The sequence below is a fragment of the Streptomyces ortus genome (assembly GCF_026341275.1).
Taxonomy (GTDB): domain Bacteria; phylum Actinomycetota; class Actinomycetes; order Streptomycetales; family Streptomycetaceae; genus Streptomyces; species Streptomyces ortus.
The window spans coordinates 181,191-199,587 of sequence record NZ_JAIFZO010000002.1; the positions used below are offsets into that span (position 1 = coordinate 181,191).

Genomic DNA, 18,397 nt, shown 5'->3' on the forward strand with positions numbered 1-18,397 from the left:
CGGACGGTAAATCGTAAAAAGTGCAACAAAAAAGACAGATGCATACTTAACCGATCAGTCACAAAGCGTTCGCGATCACGCAACACCCGTACTCCACAGTGACGGTATGACTCCAGACATGCCTGATGTGACGCGCGCGAAGAACGGCCGGCCGGTCCACCACTGGCGCAGGGACCTCGTCGAACTGGCCGCTCTGTTCACGGCGGTGGCGGTCGCCGACGCCGTGGCGAACCTGATCGGGCACGGCCCCGACGGGCCCGTCCTCCTCGCGATCTCGGCGGTCGCGCTGATCGCCACGGCGGGCTTCCACACCTGGTGGTCACGCCGCCACGGTCACGCCCCGCCGACAGACGATACCGGCGCCCGGCCGACCGCGTCCGTGCGGCGTGCCGGGACGGCCGAGGGCATGCCGGGCGCACCGGAGACCGCTGCCGGTCTCGGCTCGGCATCGGGCTCCGGCCCGGGATCGGGATCGGGCGAGACCGTGTTGTGGCGGATGCGGACCACCGTGCGGGACGAGCCGGGTTCGCTGGCCGCGCTGTGCGTGGCGCTGGCGGAGCTGCGGGTCGACATCCTGAGCCTGCAGACGCATCCGCTGGCCGAGGGGACGGTGGACGAGTTCCTGCTGCGCGCCCCTGCGACGGTGGGAGCGTCCGAGGTGACGCGGGCGGTGTCGGTGTCGGGTGGTTTCGGGACCTGGATCGAGCGGGCCGACGCGCACGACCTGGTGGACGCGCCCACCCGGGTACTGGGTCTCGCGACCCGCACCGCGCTCGACGCGGCGGAACTGCCCTTGGCGCTGCGGCAGTTGCTGGGACGGTGCACGATCCGTTCCCTGCCCGCCACGTCGGTGCGCGGGGATCGACCGGAGGCGGGGGCGCCCGTCGAAGGGGCGCTTGAGGACACGGTGATGCGGTTGCGTGCACCGGAGGGCGGAGTGATCACTGTGGAGCGGCCGTATCTGCCGTTCACGCCGACGGAGTTCGCCCGGGCCCGGGCCCTGGTCGAGCTGGACGCGCGGCTCGGACCTCGGGTGCCGCGCAGCCGGGACGTACTGACGCTGCCGCAGGGCAAGGACATCATCGTGCGCCGTGCCGACGCCGGGGACGCCGAGGCGGCGAAGGCCATGCACGAGCGGTGCTCGCAGCGGACGTTGAGCCTGCGGTACCACGGGCCCGTCGGCGACGCGGACAAGTACCTCAAGCACCTCCTCAGCCCGCACTTCGGGCGCACGCTCGCCGTACAGACCGCGTCGGGGCGGATCGTCGGGCTCGGACATCTCCTGTGGGACGGCGACGAGACGGAGATCGCGCTGCTGGTGGAGGACGACTGGCAGCGGCGCGGCATCGGCGGCGAACTGCTCGGCCGCCTGGTGGCGATGGCCGTGGAAGCCGGCTGCGACAGCGTGTACGCCGTCACGCAGGCCTCCAACACCGGCATGGTCGCCGCGATGCGCGGCCTCGACCTGCCCCTCGACTACCAGATCGAGGAGGGCACCCTCGTCATCACGGCCCGTCTGCGGACGGCGTCGCCGCACGCGGAGGGCGCGGGGCACGAGCGCGAGCACTCGGTGCGGGACTGACGGGCCGGCACGAGAGCCGGGACGGCGGCGGCAGGTCCGGAACCGCGGTGGCAGGCCTCGCACTGCGGTGGCCGGCCCGGCGCGGAAGTTGCCGGGCCGGCCACCGTCACCGGTCCACGTCACCGGCTCATGTCACCGGTCACGCCGCCGTCAGCGCCCCGTCCAGGTCCCGCCAGAGGTCGTCCACGTCCTCCAGTCCCACCGACAGCCGCAGCAGCCGGTCGCTCACGCCGCTCCCGCGCCGGTCCTCCGCGTCCACCACGCGATGGCTGATCGAGGCGGGGTGCTGGATCAACGTGTCGACACTGCCGAGGCTCACCGCCGGGGTGACCAGCCGGACCGCGGCGATCACCTCATGCGGATCGCCGTGGACCTCGAACGCGATCATGGCGCCGCCGATCCGCGGATAGTGGACGCGGGCGACGCGTGGGTCGCCGGAGAGACGCCGGGCCAGTTCGGCGGCGTTGGCGGAGGCGGCGCGCACCCGCACGGGCAGCGTCGACAGTCCGCGCAGCAGCAGATAACCGGCGAGCGGATGCAGCACCCCGCCCGTGGCGAAGCGGATCTGCCGCAGCCGTCCGGCGAACTCCTCGTCGCAGGCCACCACCCCGGCCATCACGTCACCATGTCCGCCCAGGTACTTGGTGGCGCTGTGGAGGACGAGCCGTGCCCCCTGTCCGGCGGGCCGTTGCAGCACAGGGGTGGCGAAGGTGTTGTCGGCCAGCAGCGGCACGCTCCCGCAGGCGTGGGCGATCGCCCGCAGATCGAGTTCGGCGAGCGTCGGATTGGCCGGTGACTCGACCAGGACAAGACCCGTGTCCGGCCGCAGGGCGTCCTGGATCCCGGCGGGGTCGACCCACGTCACCTCGGAGCCGAGCAGCCCGGCCGTCAACAGGTGATCGCTGCAGCCGTAGAGGGGCCGCACGGCCACGACGTGGCGCAGTCCCATGGAGTTGCGTACGAGGAGCACCGCGCTCAGCGCGGCCATCCCGCTCGCGAAGGCCACCGCGCTCTCCGTGCCCTCCAGCCGGGCCAGCGCCGTCTCGAAGCGGGCGACGGTCGGGTTGCCTAGCCGGCCGTAGACGGGCGGGCCGTCCGGCTGCGCCCCGTCGGTGGCGAAGGCGTCGATGCGGGCCGCCTCGCCCCGGCTGTCGTACGACGGATAGGTCGTGGACAGGTCGATCGGTACGGCGTGCAGGCCCTGCCGGGCGAGATCGTCCCGCCCCGCGTGCACGGCTTCGGTGTCCAGGGCGCGTACGCCGGCGCCCGGCCCGTCGGCCGCCGCGTTCGCCGTTTCTGCCGCGTCCGCCGTTTCCGTCGCGTCTACCGTGTCCGCCGTGTCCGCGGTGCCGTCACACACGTCGCGTAGGTCAGTGCTGCCGAGATCCATGGACGGCAGCCTGAACAACAGACGGGGTCACGGGCCGAAACAGCGTGTTACGTTCGGCATATGGCCGAATCCGTCGTACTGGACCCGGTGGACCTGCATCTTCTGCGCCTTCTGCAGAACGACGCCCGGACCACCTACCGGGATCTCGCCGCGCTGATCGGGGTGGCGCCCTCGACCTGCCTGGACCGGGTCACCCGGCTGCGCCGCTCGGGCGTCATCCTCGGCCATCAGCTGCGGCTCGATCCGGCGAAGCTGGGACGCGGTCTGGAGGCGCTGCTGTCCGTGCAGGTCAGGCCGCATCGGCGGGAGTTGGTCGGCCCGTTCGTGGAGCGGATCAGGTCGTTGCCCGAGTCGCGTACGGTTTTCCATCTCACCGGGCCCGACGACTATCTGGTGCATGTCGCGGTCGCCGACATGGCGGATCTGCAGCGGCTGGTTCTCGACGGATTCACCGCGCACCGCGAGGTGGCGCGCGTCGAAACGCGGCTGATCTTCCAGCAGTGGGACTGCGGGCCCCTGCTGCCGCCCGACCCCCAGGGCGCAGGCGCCACGGCTTCGGGTGCCACGCCCTCGGCGAAACCGGGCTGACACGCCAGAAGAGCTACCACGGCAGGAGGACCGACGCAGTGAAAGGACCGACACGGTAAAGGGCCTGGAAAACGGGGCTGACGCGGTGGCCGTCCGCGTATGAGGATGGCCGTATGTCACAGACGAAGAACCCGCTGCCCCGAGAGGTCGCCGACACCTACGTCGACGAGCTCGTCGCCCTCGACCCGGTCACCGGTACGTACCTCGGCGTGAAGGAGAGTTCCGGCAGGCTGCCCGACACCTCGCCCGGCGGACAGGAGGCGCTCGCGCAGCTGGCGAGGACGACGCTGGCCCGGCTCGACGAGGCGGAGCGGCAGCCCGGCGCGGACAGTGACATCGAGCGCCGGTGCGCACGCCTGCTGCGCGAGCGCCTCAACGCCGAACTCGGCGTGCACGCGGCCGAGGAGAGCCTGCGGGCCGTCGGCAACATGCACACGGCCGTGCATGCGGTGCGCGAGGTGTTCACCGTGACGCCGGCGGACACGGACGAGGACTGGGCCGCGATCGCCGAGCGGCTGCGCGCGGTGCCGGCGGCCCTCGACGGCTACCGCGAGTGCCTCTCCCTCGGCCTGGAACGCAAGCTGTACGCGGGTCCGCGACCGACCGCCACCTTCATCGAGCAGCTCACCGAGTGGTCGGGAACGGGCTCGTCCGGCACGGGCTCGTCGGACACGGGTGGTCCGGGTGGTGGCTGGTTCGAGGAGTTCGCGTCGGCGGGGCCGCAGACCCTGCGCGCGGAACTCGACGAGGCCGCGCGGACGGCGACCGCCGCCGTGGTCGCGCTGCGCGACTGGATGCGCGACGTGTACGCGCCCGCGATCGAGGGCGCGCCGAACACGGTGGGCCGCGACCGGTACGCGCGCTGGTCGCGCTACTTCAACGGTACGGACCTCGATCTGGACGAGGCGTACGCGTACGGCTGGGCGGAGTACCACCGGCTGCTCGCCGAGATGAGGAAGGAGGCGGAGAAGGTACTGCCCGGCGCCGCGACGCCGTGGGTGGCGCTGGCCCACCTCGACGAGCACGGCAGGCACATCGAAGGGGTCGACGAGGTCCAGGCGTGGCTGCAGAGCCTCATGGACCAGGCGATCGAGGAACTGGACGGCACCCACTTCGAACTCGCCGAGCGGGTACGGAAGGTGGAGTCCCGCATCGCCCCGCCGGGCGGCGCCGCCGCCCCGTACTACTCGGCCCCGTCGGAGGACTTCTCACGCCCCGGGCGTACGTGGCTGCCGACGATGGGGCAGACCCGCTTCCCGGTCTACGACCTGGTGTCGACCTGGTACCACGAGGGCGTCCCCGGCCACCACCTCCAGCTCGCCCAGTGGGTCCACGTCGCCGAGAACCTCTCCCGCTACCAGGCGACCATCGGTGGCGTCAGCGCCAACTGCGAGGGCTGGGCCCTGTACGCGGAACGGCTCATGGACGAACTCGGCTACCTCAAGGACGCCGAGGAGCGGCTCGGTTACCTGGACGCGCAGATGATGCGGGCGACCCGCGTCATCGTCGACATCGGCATGCATCTGGAGCTGGAGATTCCGGCGGAGTCGCCGTTCCACCCGGGTGAGCGGTGGACCCCGGAGCTGGCGCAGGAGTTCTTCGGCGCGCACAGCAGCCGGCCCGCGGACTTCGTGGAGAGCGAGCTGACCCGCTACCTCTCCATCCCCGGCCAGGCCATCGGCTACAAGCTCGGCGAGCGCGCCTGGCTGCTGGGCCGGGAGAACGCGCGCAAGCGTCATGGGGACGCCTTCGACGCGAAGGCCTGGCACATGGCGGCGCTGTCCCAGGGTTCGCTGGGCCTGGACGACCTGGTGGACGAACTGTCCCGACTCTGACGGCACGCGGCACGCGCGTTACGCCCACTCGGCGGCCGGGCTGCACATTCGAGCCCGGCCCTCGACCGGCGCCGTGCCGTACGGCGCCGCGCCGTACGGACGACCGGCCTCAGCGGCGGAAGCCGCCCTCCGAGTCGATGACCTGTCCGGTGATCCACCGGGCCTCGTCCGTGGCGAGCCAGGCGATGAGCCGGGCGGGATCGTCCGGCATTCCCCAGCGCCCGCCCGGGAACATCGAGGCGACCGCCGCGTACGCCTCCCCGGTCAGGTAACCGGTGTCCACCGGGCCCGGATTGACGGTGTTCACCGTGACTCCGTGCGCGGCGAGCGTGGTCGCCAGCGAGCGGGTGACCGAGGCGAGGGCGCCCTTCTGCAGGGCGTACGCGATCTCCCCCGGCATCCCGTCCGCGATGTCCTGGCCGGACGTCATCATCACGACGCGTCCGCCGCCCGACGCCGGCGACGACGACGTGGCACGCAGCCGGACGTAGGCCTGGACGAGCAGGATCACCGACCGGGTGTCGACGGCCCAGTGCGCGTCGAGCATCGCCGCGTCGAGCGCGTCCAGCGGGCCGTCCGAACCGCTCAGCGCGTGGTTGGCGACGAGGATGTCGAGCCGCCCGCCGAGCGCGTCCGCCGCGCGGGCGATCAACTCGGCCGGGGCGTCCGGGACGGAGAGGTCGCCCGGCCCGTGGACGACCCGGGCACCCGGATCGCCGAGCGCCTCGCGCACTTCGGCCGCCGCCTCCTCCGGACGGTCCGCGCCCCAGGGCATCGCCGCGTCGTGCGGCACGTGGTGGTGGAGATAGACACTCGCTCCGTAGGCGGCCAGGCGCCGGGCCACGGCGTGGCCGATCCCCGCGCGCCGACCGGTGCCGGTGACGAGCGCGGTACGCCCGCGCAGCGGCAGCGCCTCGCGGCGCAGGTCTTCCGGCGCGGGCGCGCGTACTTCGGGGGTGGGTGCGGGTGCGGATGACGGGTGTTGAGGCAACGGCAGGGGCGCGGGGAGGGGCATGGCGGACCATGATGGAGGGCGGCCGGGCCGCGCGCATGCCATTTTTCGCGGCGGGGCTCTTCGGCCGGGCCGCCAACAGCGCCCACCGCCCGCCGCCGGCCTACCGCCCTCGGTCAAGGCCCCAGCGGCCTCAGTCGAACGAGTCCGACCGACGATGACTCCGGGTCCGGTTCGGCGTGCGCCGCGCGCACCGCGTACCGGCCCGCTGTGAGGGCGATCCGCAAGTGCCCCGCCTTCGTGGCCCCCGCCCCCGACGACGCCGCGTCGAACAGCACGACGGTCCCGGGTACCTCCCAGTGCACCTCGCGCCCCCACGCCGCGGTGGCGAGGGCGGCCGGCACCCCGGCCGGCAGCGCATCCTCCGGGTCGCCCGCGGACCACCGTACGAACGTGCCGTGTTCGGGCAGGTAGGAGGTGGCGGCCGGTTCGTCGCCCAGGACGAGGGCCGTGGTGTTGCCGACGGGGAGCAGGCCGACCGGCCCCTCCACCTCGCACGCCCGGTCGTAGTCGGAGGCCAGTTCGTCACCGTCGGCGCCCGTCCAGAACGGCAGCACCACTTCCGGGATCGCTATGAGCGGCCCACCGCCGGACTCGACCCACTCCACCCGCTCGACCGAACTGGGGTCCGCATAACTCGCCATGGGCAGAAGCTACACGCCCTGACGGACCGTAATTGACGATTCCTTTGCCCGGCCACGAGCTGATACGCGACTGAGTCCGTACGCCCCTCAGCAGCCGCCGCCCGTCGTCAATGAGCAGCCACCAGCCGTCAGCCGCCGTCGCCGACCCGCTGGCGGACGAGCGACCCCGAGCGTCCCTTCACGACCTCCAGTTGTGCGTGGATCCGGCGTCGCAGATCCGCGACATGGCTGACGATGCCGACGCTGCGGTCCCGCTCCCGCAGCGAGTCCAGTACGTCCAGGACCTCGTCGAGCGTCTGGTCGTCCAGGCTGCCGAAGCCCTCGTCGATGAAGAGCGTGTCGAGCCGGACGCCTCCCGCCTCGTCGGTGACCACGTCCGCGAGGCCCAGCGCGAGCGCAAGGGAGGCGAAGAACGTCTCGCCGCCGGAGAGCGTCGCCGTGTCGCGCTCCCGCCCGGTCCAGGCGTCGACGACGTGCAGCCCGAGCCCACTGCGGCCCCGTCCGGCCCGGTCGTCGGAGTGGACGAGGGTGTAGCGCCCGCCGGACATGCGCTGCAGCCGTGCGCTGGCCGCCGCCGCGACCTGTTCGAGTCGGGCCGCGAGGACGTACGACTCCAGGCGCATCCTGCGTTCGTTGTCCGCGGAGGTGCCGGCCGCGAGGGTCGCCAGGCGGGCCACCCGGTCGTACTCCTCGCGCAGCGGCCCGAGCCTGCGCACGGACGCGGTGGCCCGGTGCGTGAGCCGGTCCAGCTCGGTGCAGCGGCGGGCCGCCGCGTCCCGCACGGAGGCGGCTTCGCGCATGCGCCGCACGGCCACGGCGGCGCTCTGCTCGGCGGCCCGGACGTCGGCGGGCGGCAGGTCCGCGGCGGCGGCCGTCTCGGCCTCCGCGAGCACCGCGCGGACCGTCGCCTCCTCCTGCTGCCAGGTATCGAGCCGTCGTTGCAGCTCCCGGTGGGCCACGTCGTCGAGGAGTGCCGCCGCGGCGGCCTGCGGTGTGTCGAACCCGGCGCGGAAGGCAGCGTCGGCGAGTCGCGCGTCGGCGTCCTTGAGCCGCTGCGCGGTGTCCGCCGCGACGCGCGCGCTGTCCGCGGCCTCGGTGAGCGTCGAGACCTGCCGCTCCAGCTGGGCGGCCCGCGCCGCCACGCTGCTTGCCGCACCTCTGGCCTGCGCCAACTCCTCCTCCAGAGTGGCTGCTTCACGGGCGAGGGCGTCCCGGCGCGCGCTCCGTGAGGCGGCGCGCACCGCGGCCTCCTGGTGGGCGGCGAGCCTGCGCTCGTGCTCGTGCCCGGCCTGCCGGAGCGCCTCGCCCGCCACGTGCAGCCCGGAGGCCGCGTCCCGTGCCTCGGCGTGCAGCGCCTCCAGCTCCTCGGCCTGCTCGGCGAGTCGGGCGGTGGGAGTGTCGCCCGCCTCCGCGGTCGCGGCGGCCAGCGCCTCGCGCACCACCGCGAGACGGCGCTCCTCCTCCGCACGTCGTTCGTCGGCGCTCTGGTAGGCGGCGAGCGCGGCGTCCTCGGCCCGCTGGTCGACGTGCCCGTCGACCTTCCGGGCAGGAGCGGGGTGCTCGGTGGCGCCGCAGACGGCGCAGGCCGCCCCGGTCACGAGGTTCGCGGCGAGTTCCGCGGCGATGCCCTTGAGCCGCTGTTCCTTCAGGTCCAGCCAGTGGGTGCGCGCGTCCGCCGCCTGTTCGCGCGCGGCGAGCACGCGCGCGTGGGCCTCGTCGGTGTCCCCGGCGAGCTGGTCGCGCAGCCGGGCCGCCCCGAGCCGGGCCCGGGCCGGCTCGCGCTGCACGGCGAGTTGCTCGGCTCGGGTGGCGGCCTCCTGGGCGGCCTCGATACGGGCCTGGAGGCCGGCCTTGGTCGTCTCCCACCCGGCGAGCCACTGCTCGGCGTCGCGCAGCACCTCCTCGTCGGCGCGCTCCTGACGGTCCAACTTGGTTCGTTCGTCGGCGAGTTGGGTGAGCCGCTGCTCACCCCGGCGGGCCGACTCCAGGCCGCCCAGCTCTTCGGCGGCCTTCCGCGCGGCGGCGGCGAGACCCGTGGCCCCTGCCTCGGCGAAGGTCCCGGCCCCGGTGGAGGTCCCGGCCCCGGAGAACGCCTCGGAGAGCCGTGCACGCGCGCGTGCCTCGGCGTCGGCCGCCCGCCGGTGCTCGGCCTCGGTCGCCTCGCGCAGCGCGAGCGCGGGCGCCACCGCCTCGGCCTTGCGGGCCCGATCCATCCGCGTGCGGTCCTCGCGGTGGACCTCCGAGCGCTCCGCCAGCCGGGCGGCCCGCTCCCCCGCCTCGGCGAACCGCCGCTGCAGCCGCGCGACGTCGCGGACGTCCTCCAGTACGCGGGCCGCGGCGGCCTGCGCCGACTCGGTGGCCGCCTGGGCGCGGTGAGCGATCGTGGACCACTCGCGGGCCGTACTCCGGTGGATCGCCGCCCACTCCAGCACGGCCTCGGCCAGCCGCGGTTCGCCCGGCGCGAGGTCGGGCAGCGGCAGTTCGACGAGGTCGCCGGCCGCCTGCTGCATCCGGTGTGCGTCGGCGAGCAGCTCGGCGTCCCCGGCACGCACCTGTGTCTCGGCCGTGCGCCTGCGTTCGGCCAGGCGCTGCTCGACGGCGGCGAAACGCTGGGTGTCGAAGAGGCGGCCGAGCAGCCTGCCGCGGGCTTCGGCGTCGGCCCGCAGGAAGCGCGCGAAGTCTCCTTGAGGAAGCAGCACGACCTGGCAGAACTGCTCGCGGCTCATCCCGAGGAGCTGGGTGATCTCCTCGCCGATCTCCTGGTGGGAGCGGCTGAGGTCCTTCCAGGAGCCCGCAGGCGCGTGGTACTCGCGCAGCCAGCTCTGGGCCTTCTCCGTCGTGGTGCCCGTGCCGCGTTTCTTGGGACGCGCGAAGGGCGGCTGCCGGGTGATCTCCAGCCGCCGTCCGGACACGGTGAGGTCGAGCGTCACCTCCGTACGGACGTCGGGGAGCGCGTGGTCGCTGCGCAGCGAGCCGCCCTGGCGGGCGCCCGGTACGGACCCGTACAGCGCGTAGCAGACGGCGTCCAGGACGGAGGTCTTGCCCGCGCCGGTGGGCCCGTGCAGCAGGAAGAGTCCGGCGGCCGACAGGTCGTCGAAGTCGACCTCCTGGGCGCCGCCGAAGGGCCCGAAGGCCGTGATGTGCAGGCGGTGCAGCCTCATCGGGTCCTCTCGAAGCGGTACGCGCGGCTGGGAGCGTTCCGGTCGTGTCCTGCGGTCACCGGGCGACCTCGCGGACCGTGTCGTCGGCGCGGACGGTGTCGAACGCGTCTTGCAGCACGGCCTGTTCGCGCTCGTCGGGGCCTGCGCCGCGCACATGGGCCACGAAGTCCTCGGCGATCTGCTGGTCGCTGCGGTCCGCGAGCCGCCTGGCGTAGGAGACGTCGGGGTCGTCGGGCGCCCGCTCGGGTTCGAAGACGAGGCTGAGGGTGTGCGGGAACCGTTCGGTGAGCCGGGCCATGGGGTCGGCGGGACGCACGGGGTCGGTGAGGGTCGCCTCGACCCACGCCTGTTCGTGGCGCGCCAGCTCCGGATCGGCGAGCAGTTCCTCCAGCTTTCCCCGGATACGGGCCAGCGCGCGCGGTACGGGGCAGTCGAGGCGTTCGGCCTCCACCGAGCCGTCGGCTCCCAGCTCGACCAGCCACGTGCTCTTGCGGTGGTCGGACTCCGAGAAGGAGTACGGCAGCGGGGAGCCCGAGTAGCGGACGCGCTCGGTGATCCGCTGGCTGCCGTGCAGATGGCCGAGCGCCACGTAGTCGACCCCGTCGAAGATCCCGGCGGGGACGGCGGCGACCCCGCCCACGGTGATGTCCCGCTCGCTGTCGCTGGCCTCGCCGCCCGTGACGAAGGCATGGGCGAGGACGACGGAACGGGTGCCCGGCGCGCGGGTGGCGAGGTCGGCGCGCACCCGGTCCATGGCGGCGGCGAGCACACTCTCGTGGCCCGCCTTCTCCACCCCGAACTCGTCCCGCACCAGGGCCGGTTCGAGATACGGCAGCCCGTAGAACGCCACGTCCCCGAAGGTGTCCGCCAGCAGCACCGGTGTGCCGCACGCCGAGGGCTCGGTCCGCAGGTGGATGCCCGCGCGGTCGATGAGTCCCGCGCCGACGCCGAGCCGGCGCGCGGAGTCGTGGTTGCCGGAGATCATCACCGTGGGCACGCCGAGGTCGGCGAGGCGGTGCAGCACGTCGTCGAAGAGCTCGACGGCGGCCAGCGGGGGCACGGCCCGGTCGTACACGTCCCCCGACACGACCACGGCGTCCACGGCGCGCTCACGCACGGTCGCGACGAGGTGACCGATGAAATCGGCCTGCGCCCCGAGCATGTTCACCCGGTGGAACGCCCGGCCCAGATGCCAGTCGGAGGTGTGCAGAATTCTCACGGCGCCGCTCCGACCTGCATTTTTCTCCCTACCCCGCCCCTGTGGTCCGCACGGAACCGGCACGGTCCTCGTTGTCAGCACGGACCACGCTAGCGCCCGTCGGCACCTGCTCCCTCACGGACCTCGTTCTTGGGGCCCGGTCGCCGCGATCCGTTCGAGGGCCGTCATGGGGGGGGCGGGCCTTCAGTGGGCCGACAGTCCGTGTTCCCGGAACTGGCCACGGACCCGTTCGGTCAGGGCCGCGTCCGGCACCGGGGTGTCCTTCAGCGGGAAGGGGATCCGCAGGGCTTCGTACTTCGCCGCGCCGAGCCGGTGGAAGGGCAGTACGTCCACGCGGTCGACGTTGTCGAGGCCGGCGGCGAAGCGGGCGAGGCCGTCGACCGCCTCGGGCTCGTCGGTCCAGCCGGGGACGAGGACGTACCGGAGCCAGACGGGGATGCCGAGCCGGTCCAGCCGCGTGGCGAAGCCGAGCGTGGGGGCGAGCTCGCCACTCGTCAGTGCGCGGTACGTGTTCACCTCGAAGGCCTTGATGTCCAGGAGCACCAGGTCGGTGTCGGCGAGCAGTTCGTCCGTGGCGCGGGCACCGAGGAAGCCGGAGGTGTCGAGCGCGGTGTGCAGCCCGGCCTGCTTGCACCGGCGCAGGACCGCACCCGTGAAGGCGGGCTGCAGCAGTGGCTCGCCGCCGGTGAGCGTCACCCCTCCCCCGGCCGTCGTGATGAATCCCCGGTACTTGTCGATCTCCGTCATCATCTCGTCGACAGTCACCTCCCGGCCGTCCCGCATGTGCCAGGTGTCGGGGTTCGCGCAGTACAGGCAGCGCAGCGGACAGCCGCTGGTGAAGAGGACGAACCGGGTCCCGGGACCGTCCACGCCGGTGGACAGGTCCCAGGAGTGGATCCGGCCGGTGACGCTCATCGGGCGTCGTGGAACGTGCGGCTGATCACGTCGAGCTGCTGCTCGCGGGTCAGCCGGACGAAGTTGACGGCGTATCCGGAGACGCGGATGGTCAGCTCGGGGTACTTGTCCGGGTGCTCCATCGCGTCCTCCAGCGTCGCCCGGTCCAGGACGTTGACGTTCATGTGGAAGCCGCCGGAGGCCGTGTAGGCGTCGAGGATGCCCACCAGATGACCGATCCGTTCGGCCGGCACGTGCCCCAGGCCCTCCGGCGTGATCGTCGTGGTCAGCGAGATGCCGTCGCGGGCCTGCTCGTAAGAAAGCTTGGCCACCGACAGCGCGGAGGCGGCCACGCCGTGACGGTCACGTCCGTTCATGGGGTTGGCGCCGGGCGCGAAGGGCTGTCCGGCGCGGCGGCCGTCGGGGGTGTTGCCGGTGTGCTTGCCGTAGACGACGTTCGAGGTGATGGTCAGCACCGACTGGGTGTGTTCGGCGTTCCGGTAGGCGGGGTGCTCGCGCACCTTGGCCATGAACGACTCCACCAGTGCGACGGCCATGGCGTCGGCGCGGTCGTCGTTGTTGCCGTAGGCCGGCCAGTCGCCCTCGGTCTCGTAGTCGACGGCCAGCCCGGTGGCGTCGCGGATCACCTTGACCCGGCCGTACCTGACGGCGGACAGGCTGTCGGTGACGACGGACAGGCCGGCGATGCCGCAGGCCATGAAGCGGTGCACCGGGTGGTCGTGCAGGGCCATCTCGACGCGCTCGTATGCGTACTTGTCGTGCATGAAGTGAATGACGTTCAACGTGTTGACGTAGACGCCCGCCAGCCAGTCCAGCATCCGGTCGTACGCCGCCGACAACTGCCTGTACTCCAGGTACTCTCCGGTCAGCGCGGGAGCCTCGGGCGCGACCTGTTCCCCGGTCACCTCGTCCCGGCCGCCGTTGATGGCGTACAGCAGCGCCTTGGCGAGGTTGACGCGTGCGCCGAAGAACTGCATCTGCCTGCCGACCGCCATCGCCGAGACACAGCAGGCGATCGCGGTGTCGTCGCCGGTGCGCGGTCGCGTCAGCTCGTCGGACTCGTACTGGACGGCGCTGGTGTCGATCGAGACCCGCGCGCAGAACTCCTTGAATCCGGCGGGCAGCCGGGGCGACCAGAGCACGGTCAGGTTGGGTTCCGGAGCCGGCCCGAGGTTGTACAGCGTCTGCAGGAAGCGGAAGGACGTACGAGTGACCAGTGGCCGCCCGTCGACACCGATGCCGCCGATCGTCTCGGTCACCCAGGTCGGGTCGCCGGAGAACAGCGCGTCGTACTCCGGGGTGCGCAGGAACCGTACGATGCGCAGTTTGATGACGAAGTCGTCGATCAGCTCCTGGGCCCGTTCCTCGTCGATCAGACCGTCCTCCAGGTCCCGTTGGAGGAAGACGTCCAGGAACGTGGAGGTGCGGCCCAGCGACATCGCGGCGCCGTTCTGCTCCTTCACCGCGGCCAGGAAGCCGAGGTAGAGCCACTGCACGGCCTCGTGGGCGGTGGCGGCCGGGCGGGTCACATCGCAGCCGTAGGTGGCGGCCATTTCCGCCAGTTCACCCAACGCCCGTATCTGCTCCGCCAGTTCCTCGCGGTCCCGGATGACGTCCGAGGTGGACGGTGCGTCGTCCAGCAGGGCGCGCTCGGCCTTCTTGGCCTCGGTCAGGCGGGCCGTGCCGTACAGCGCCACCCGCCGGTAGTCCCCGATGATCCGGCCGCGGCCGTAGGCGTCGGGCAGGCCGGTGATGATGCCCGCCTTGCGGGCGGCCCGCATCTCGGGCGTGTAGGCGTCGAAGACACCGTCGTTGTGGGTCTTGCGGTACGTCCCGAAGACCCGGGTGACGAACGGGTCGGCCTGGTAGCCGTACGCCTTCAGACTGCTCTGCACCATGCGCAGTCCGCCGTTGGGCATGATCGCCCGCCGCAGCGGAGCGTCGGTCTGCAGGCCGACGATCAGTTCGCGGGTTCGGTCGATGTAACCCGTCCGGTGCGAGGTGATGGTGGACGGCGTACCGGGATCCACGTCCAGGACGCCCCTGCGCCGCTCCTCCGGGAACAGTGCGGCGACCTTGTGCCAGACGGCCAGGGTGCGTTCGGTCGGGCCGGTCAGGAAGGCCGCGTCGCCCTCGTACGGCGTGTAGGTGGCCTGGATGAAGTCACGTACGTCTATGCGCTCGCGCCAGCGTCCGGCCGCGAAGCCGCGCCAGGCGTCCGGGGATTCCGGGGATTCCGGGGATGCTGTCACCTCGGTCGGGACCACCGCCGTCATCACTGCCTCCGTGTCCGTGGGCCATACCGTCCGCGCTGATCTCGCGGACACACCTTCATCCACGATGTTCGTCCCCGCGCGACGGCACGGACAGGGCCGTCGGGTGGCGCCCGACGCGCCGTCAGGCCCCGCGCGAGGGGCCGGTCCTCCCGCGACGCCGGGCCGTTCGCCCCTTCCTCGCGCTCCCCGGGCCGTCCCTGCGGGCCGAACGTCCCCCTGTCGGCCCCCGGACGGCCCATGCCGGCCGGGCTCGTGGACGCGAGGCTGACCGTGCACGCAGGACGACGCCGACCGGAAGGACGAAAAGATGACCGTGCGGGTAGGAATCAACGGCTTCGGACGCATCGGACGCAACTACCTGCGCTGCGTCCTGGAGCGGGCCGAGACCGGAAGCGGCACGGCCGTCGAGGTGGTCGCGGTCAACGACATCACCTCCCCGGCGGCCCTCGCCCATCTGCTGGAGTTCGACTCCACCTACGGCAGGCTGCGCCGTACCGTCGCCCACGACGACACGTCGATCACGGTCGACGGGCACCGCGTCGCGGTGACGGCCGAACGCGATCCGGCGGCCCTGGCGTGGGGCGACCTGGGTGTGGACGTGGTCATCGAGGCGACCGGCCGCTTCCGTACCCGCGAGGACGCCGGACTGCACCTGAAGGGCGGCGCCCGCAAGGTGCTGCTGTCGGTGCCCGGCAAGAACGTCGACGCCACCGTCGTGATGGGCGTCAACGAGGCCACGTACGACCCGGACAGCGACCACGTCGTGTCGAACGCCTCCTGCACGACCAACTGTGTCGCCCCGATGGTCAAGGTCCTCGACGACGCCTTCGGCATCGACAAGGGCCTGATGACCACGATCCACGGCTACACCAACGACCAGGTCGTCCTCGACGGCCCGCACAAGGACCCGCGCCGTGGCCGTACCGCGGCCGTCAACATCATCCCCACCAGTACGGGAGCCGCCCGCGCCGTCGGACTCGTGCTTCCCGAACTCGCTGGCACGCTCGACGGGTTGGCGGTCCGCGTCCCCGTGGAGGACGGTTCCCTCACCGACCTGACCCTGGTGCTCGACCGTGCCGTCTCCGTCGAGGAGGTCAACACCGCCTTCCGCGAGGCCGCCGACGGTCCGCTGCACGGGATACTGCGGGTCTCCGACGCCCCGATCGTCTCCCGCGACGTGATCGGCGACCCCGCCTCCTGCGTCTTCGACGCACCGCTCACCCAGGTGCACGGCGACCTGGTGAAGGTCTTCGGCTGGTACGACAACGAGTGGGGCTACACCAACCGGCTGCTCGACCTCACCGAGTACGTCGCGGCCCGGCTCCCCGGAAGCTGAGGGACGGGGCGGGGAATGCCATGAAGTGCTTCGCCCGGCGGAGTCCCCTCCGACGTGCGCTCACCGCGGTGACGCGTCCGCGGCTCGCGTCGGCACGGTTCGCGTCGGTACTTCTCGTCGTCACGGCGGTGGCCCTGGTCGCCGGCGGTGCCGCCTGGCTCGGCGGGGCGCGGAACGTCGGCGACTGGTGCTGGGCCGCGGGTACCGCCGCGGCCGTCGTGCCGGCCGTCGCCTGGGTGCTGTCGGCCCTCGGACGCGGCGAAGGAGGAGTCGATCTGATCGCGGTGCTGGCGCTCGGCGGCACCCTGGCGGTGGGCGAGTACCTCGCCGGCGCGCTGATCGCGCTGATGCTGGCCACGGGGCGGACCCTTGAGGCCGCGGCCCGGCGGCGCGCCTCCCACGACCTGCGCGCTCTGCTGGAGCACGCCCCGCACGAAGCCCGCCTCAAGTCGGGTGACGAAGTGCGCACCGTGCCCACGGCGCGGGTCGGGGCGGGTGACCTGCTGGTGGTGGGGCCCGGCGAAGTGCTCCCCGTCGACGGCGAGGTGGTCGGCGCGACGGCCGTCCTGGACGAGTCGGTGCTGACCGGTGAGCCCCTGACCGTCGAGCGCGAGCCGGGTACGCGGGTGCGCAGCGGCACGGTGAACGCCGGTGGCGCCTTCGACCTGCGGGCCACGGCGACCGAGCGGGACAGCACCTACGCCGGGATCGTGCGCCTGGCCCGGCAGGCCGGAGCGGAGTCCGCTCCCGTGGTCCGCCTGGCCGACCGCTACGCGGCCTGGTTCCTGCCCCTGTCCCTCGCGGCGGCGGCCCTCGCCTGGCTCCTGAGCGGTTCGGCCGTGCGAGCGGTGGCGGTCCTGGTGGTCGCCACTCCGTGTCCCCTGCTCCTCGCCGCACCGGTCGCGATCGTCTCCGGGTTGTCCCGGGCCGCCCGCCACGGCGTGGTGATCCGCGACGGAGCGGCTCTGGAGAGCCTGGGCCGGGCGCGCACCCTGCTGCTGGACAAGACCGGAACCCTCACCTGCGGCCGTCCGCGCGTCCTAGACGTGGCCGCCGCGCCGGGCCGGAAACCGGCGGACGTGCTGCGGTCCGCCGCCTCACTGGACCAGTTCTCCCCGCACGTCCTGGCCCGCGCCATCGTGGACACCGCCCGCGAGCGAGGACTGCGGCTGTCGTTGCCCACGCACGTGACCGAGGAACCCGGCCTGGGCGCCACCGGCACCGTGGACGGGCACCGGCTGTTCGTCGGCCGCCTCCTGCCCTCGGCCGATCGGCCGGACTGGGCGCGGGCGGCCGAGAACCGTGCCGTGCTCGACGGGGCGGCCGTCGCCTGGCTCACCGTCGACGGACGGCTCGCCGGAGCCGTCCTGCTGCGGGACCCGCTGCGGCACGACGCGCCCCGGACGCTGCGGCGCCTGCGGGCGGCGGGCATCGAGCGCGTCGTCATGCTGACCGGGGACCGTGCCGAACCGGCTCGGGAGACCGCCGCGGTCCTCGGCCTCGACGCCGTGCACGCCGGACTCGGCCCCGCCGACAAGGTCGCCGCGGTACGCGCCGAACGGGCCCGGGGCATCACGGTGATGGTGGGCGACGGCGTCAACGACGCTCCCGCACTGGCCGCCGCACACGTCGGCGTCGCGCTGGGCGCCCGGGGCTCGACGGCCTCGTCCGAGGCGGCCGACGTCGTGGTGACGACCGACCGCGTGGACCGTCTCGCCGACGCCGTCGCCATCGCCGTACGCTCCCGGCGCATCGCGGTGCAGAGCGCGCTCGGCGGCATGGTGCTGTCGCTCCTCGCGATGGCGGCAGCCGCGTTCGGCCTGCTGCCGCCGACGGCCGGTGCCCTGCTCCAGGAGGGGATCGACGTCGCGGTCATCCTGAACGCGCTGCGCGCACTGCGTGCGGACGCGACCGAGCGGATCGTCCTCGCACCCGACGTGGAGGCGCTCATCCACCGCTTCGCCGCCGAGCACGACGATCTGAGGGAGGTGCTCGACGCGGTACGCGACGCCGCCGACCGGCTCGGCGCCGGCGCGGGCCCGGAGGCGTTGGCCGCCGTGGGCGAAGCGCACCGCCTGCTCAGCGACCGGCTGCTGCCGCACGAGTACGCCGAGGAGCACCAGCTCTACCCGGCGCTCGCTCCCGCGCTGGGCGGCCCCGAGGCGACCGCCACGATGAGCCGGGCCCACACGGAGATCGAGCGCCTAGCTCGGCGCGTGGCCACGCACCTGGCCATGGCCGACGGCGACGGCGGTCCGCAGGCGGAGCAGTTGGACGACCTGCGCGCCAGTCTCTACGGGCTGCACACGGTACTGCGGCTGCACTTCGCCCAGGAGGAGGAGAACTACTTCTCCCTCGCGCCCTGATCCGCTCCCGCCCGCGCGCCTCTCCCTCGCAACGCGCCACCGACCGGGCCGGTGGGAGAGGAGGGACGGTCCG

General features: G+C 72.9%; 12 protein-coding genes. 5 read left to right on the plus strand and 7 right to left on the minus strand.

The genetic code is table 11. The annotated features are described in order from the left end of the window. Positions 1–106: 106 nt before the first annotated feature. Positions 107–1,582, plus strand: coding sequence for a GNAT family N-acetyltransferase (locus K3769_RS03655; protein ID WP_372514860.1), 1,476 nt, complete (start codon positions 107–109; stop codon positions 1,580–1,582). Between the two features lie 139 nt (positions 1,583–1,721). Here the strand turns inward: K3769_RS03655 and K3769_RS03660 are convergent, their stop codons facing one another. Continuing rightward, positions 1,722–2,972 carry a trans-sulfuration enzyme family protein gene (locus K3769_RS03660; RefSeq protein WP_267024995.1) on the minus strand — a complete coding sequence of 417 codons (1,251 nt, stop codon included), beginning with the start codon at positions 2,970–2,972 and terminating at the stop codon, positions 1,722–1,724. A gap of 60 nt (positions 2,973–3,032) precedes the next feature. On the opposite strand from K3769_RS03660, the gene K3769_RS03665 reads away from it, so the two are divergent. Together K3769_RS03665 and K3769_RS03670 are read left to right on the plus strand one after the other, a co-directional pair. After that, positions 3,033–3,560: an Lrp/AsnC family transcriptional regulator gene (locus K3769_RS03665; RefSeq protein WP_267024996.1), complete on the plus strand. Its 528-nt coding sequence runs from the start codon at positions 3,033–3,035 to the stop codon at positions 3,558–3,560. A gap of 113 nt (positions 3,561–3,673) precedes the next feature. Then, positions 3,674–5,395 (plus strand): DUF885 domain-containing protein, encoded by a 1,722-nt coding sequence (locus K3769_RS03670; RefSeq protein WP_267024997.1) that lies wholly within the window; start codon positions 3,674–3,676, stop codon positions 5,393–5,395. Between the two features lie 109 nt (positions 5,396–5,504). Here K3769_RS03670 and K3769_RS03675 read toward each other — a convergent pair whose 3' ends face one another. From K3769_RS03675 to pflB, 6 genes are all read right to left on the minus strand, one after another. Further along, positions 5,505–6,410 (minus strand): SDR family oxidoreductase, encoded by a 906-nt coding sequence (locus K3769_RS03675; protein WP_267024998.1) that lies wholly within the window; start codon positions 6,408–6,410, stop codon positions 5,505–5,507. 113 nt (positions 6,411–6,523) lie between these two features. Further along, positions 6,524–7,051, minus strand: coding sequence for an immunity 21 family protein (locus K3769_RS03680; RefSeq protein ID WP_267024999.1), 528 nt, complete (start codon positions 7,049–7,051; stop codon positions 6,524–6,526). 128 nt (positions 7,052–7,179) lie between these two features. Further along, complete coding sequence (locus K3769_RS03685) at positions 7,180–10,212, minus strand: AAA family ATPase (protein ID WP_267025000.1); 3,033 nt, start codon at positions 10,210–10,212, stop codon at positions 7,180–7,182. A gap of 55 nt (positions 10,213–10,267) precedes the next feature. Then, positions 10,268–11,431 carry an exonuclease SbcCD subunit D gene (locus K3769_RS03690; RefSeq protein ID WP_267025001.1) on the minus strand — a complete coding sequence of 388 codons (1,164 nt, stop codon included), beginning with the start codon at positions 11,429–11,431 and terminating at the stop codon, positions 10,268–10,270. A 183-nt stretch (positions 11,432–11,614) separates the two neighbouring features. Beyond that, positions 11,615–12,346, minus strand: coding sequence for a pyruvate formate-lyase-activating protein (gene pflA / locus K3769_RS03695; protein ID WP_267025002.1), 732 nt, complete (start codon positions 12,344–12,346; stop codon positions 11,615–11,617). Further along, the gene (gene pflB, locus K3769_RS03700) at positions 12,343–14,622 is read right to left on the minus strand and encodes a formate C-acetyltransferase (protein ID WP_267025003.1); all 2,280 of its coding nucleotides are present in this window, start codon (positions 14,620–14,622) and stop codon (positions 12,343–12,345) included. The genes pflA and pflB overlap by 4 nt, the downstream gene beginning before the upstream one ends. A gap of 307 nt (positions 14,623–14,929) precedes the next feature. Between pflB and gap the strand changes: the two genes are divergently transcribed. Both gap and K3769_RS03710 read left to right on the plus strand, forming a co-directional pair. After that, the gene (gene gap, locus K3769_RS03705) at positions 14,930–15,958 is read left to right on the plus strand and encodes a type I glyceraldehyde-3-phosphate dehydrogenase (RefSeq protein WP_267025004.1); all 1,029 of its coding nucleotides are present in this window, start codon (positions 14,930–14,932) and stop codon (positions 15,956–15,958) included. Between the two features lie 20 nt (positions 15,959–15,978). Next, positions 15,979–18,324, plus strand: a complete 2,346-nt coding sequence (locus K3769_RS03710) for a heavy metal translocating P-type ATPase (RefSeq protein ID WP_267025005.1) — start codon at positions 15,979–15,981, stop codon at positions 18,322–18,324. The last annotated feature ends 73 nt before the right edge of the window (positions 18,325–18,397 follow it).

Excerpts from the sequence above, each read along its gene's own strand:
- gap (WP_267025004.1), top strand. The coding sequence starts at position 14,930 with ATGACCGTGCGGGTAGGAATCAACGGCTTCGGACGCATCGGACGCAAC.
- K3769_RS03655 (WP_372514860.1), top strand. The coding sequence starts at position 107 with ATGACTCCAGACATGCCTGATGTGACGCGCGCGAAGAACGGCCGGCCG.
- K3769_RS03670 (WP_267024997.1), top strand. The coding sequence starts at position 3,674 with ATGTCACAGACGAAGAACCCGCTGCCCCGAGAGGTCGCCGACACCTAC.
- pflB (WP_267025003.1), bottom strand. The coding sequence starts at position 14,622 with ATGACGGCGGTGGTCCCGACCGAGGTGACAGCATCCCCGGAATCCCCG.
- K3769_RS03710 (WP_267025005.1), top strand. The coding sequence starts at position 15,979 with ATGAAGTGCTTCGCCCGGCGGAGTCCCCTCCGACGTGCGCTCACCGCG.
- K3769_RS03675 (WP_267024998.1), bottom strand. The coding sequence starts at position 6,410 with ATGCCCCTCCCCGCGCCCCTGCCGTTGCCTCAACACCCGTCATCCGCA.
- K3769_RS03665 (WP_267024996.1), top strand. The coding sequence starts at position 3,033 with ATGGCCGAATCCGTCGTACTGGACCCGGTGGACCTGCATCTTCTGCGC.
- pflA (WP_267025002.1), bottom strand. The coding sequence starts at position 12,346 with ATGAGCGTCACCGGCCGGATCCACTCCTGGGACCTGTCCACCGGCGTG.
- K3769_RS03680 (WP_267024999.1), bottom strand. The coding sequence starts at position 7,051 with ATGGCGAGTTATGCGGACCCCAGTTCGGTCGAGCGGGTGGAGTGGGTC.
- K3769_RS03660 (WP_267024995.1), bottom strand. The coding sequence starts at position 2,972 with ATGGATCTCGGCAGCACTGACCTACGCGACGTGTGTGACGGCACCGCG.
- K3769_RS03685 (WP_267025000.1), bottom strand. The coding sequence starts at position 10,212 with ATGAGGCTGCACCGCCTGCACATCACGGCCTTCGGGCCCTTCGGCGGC.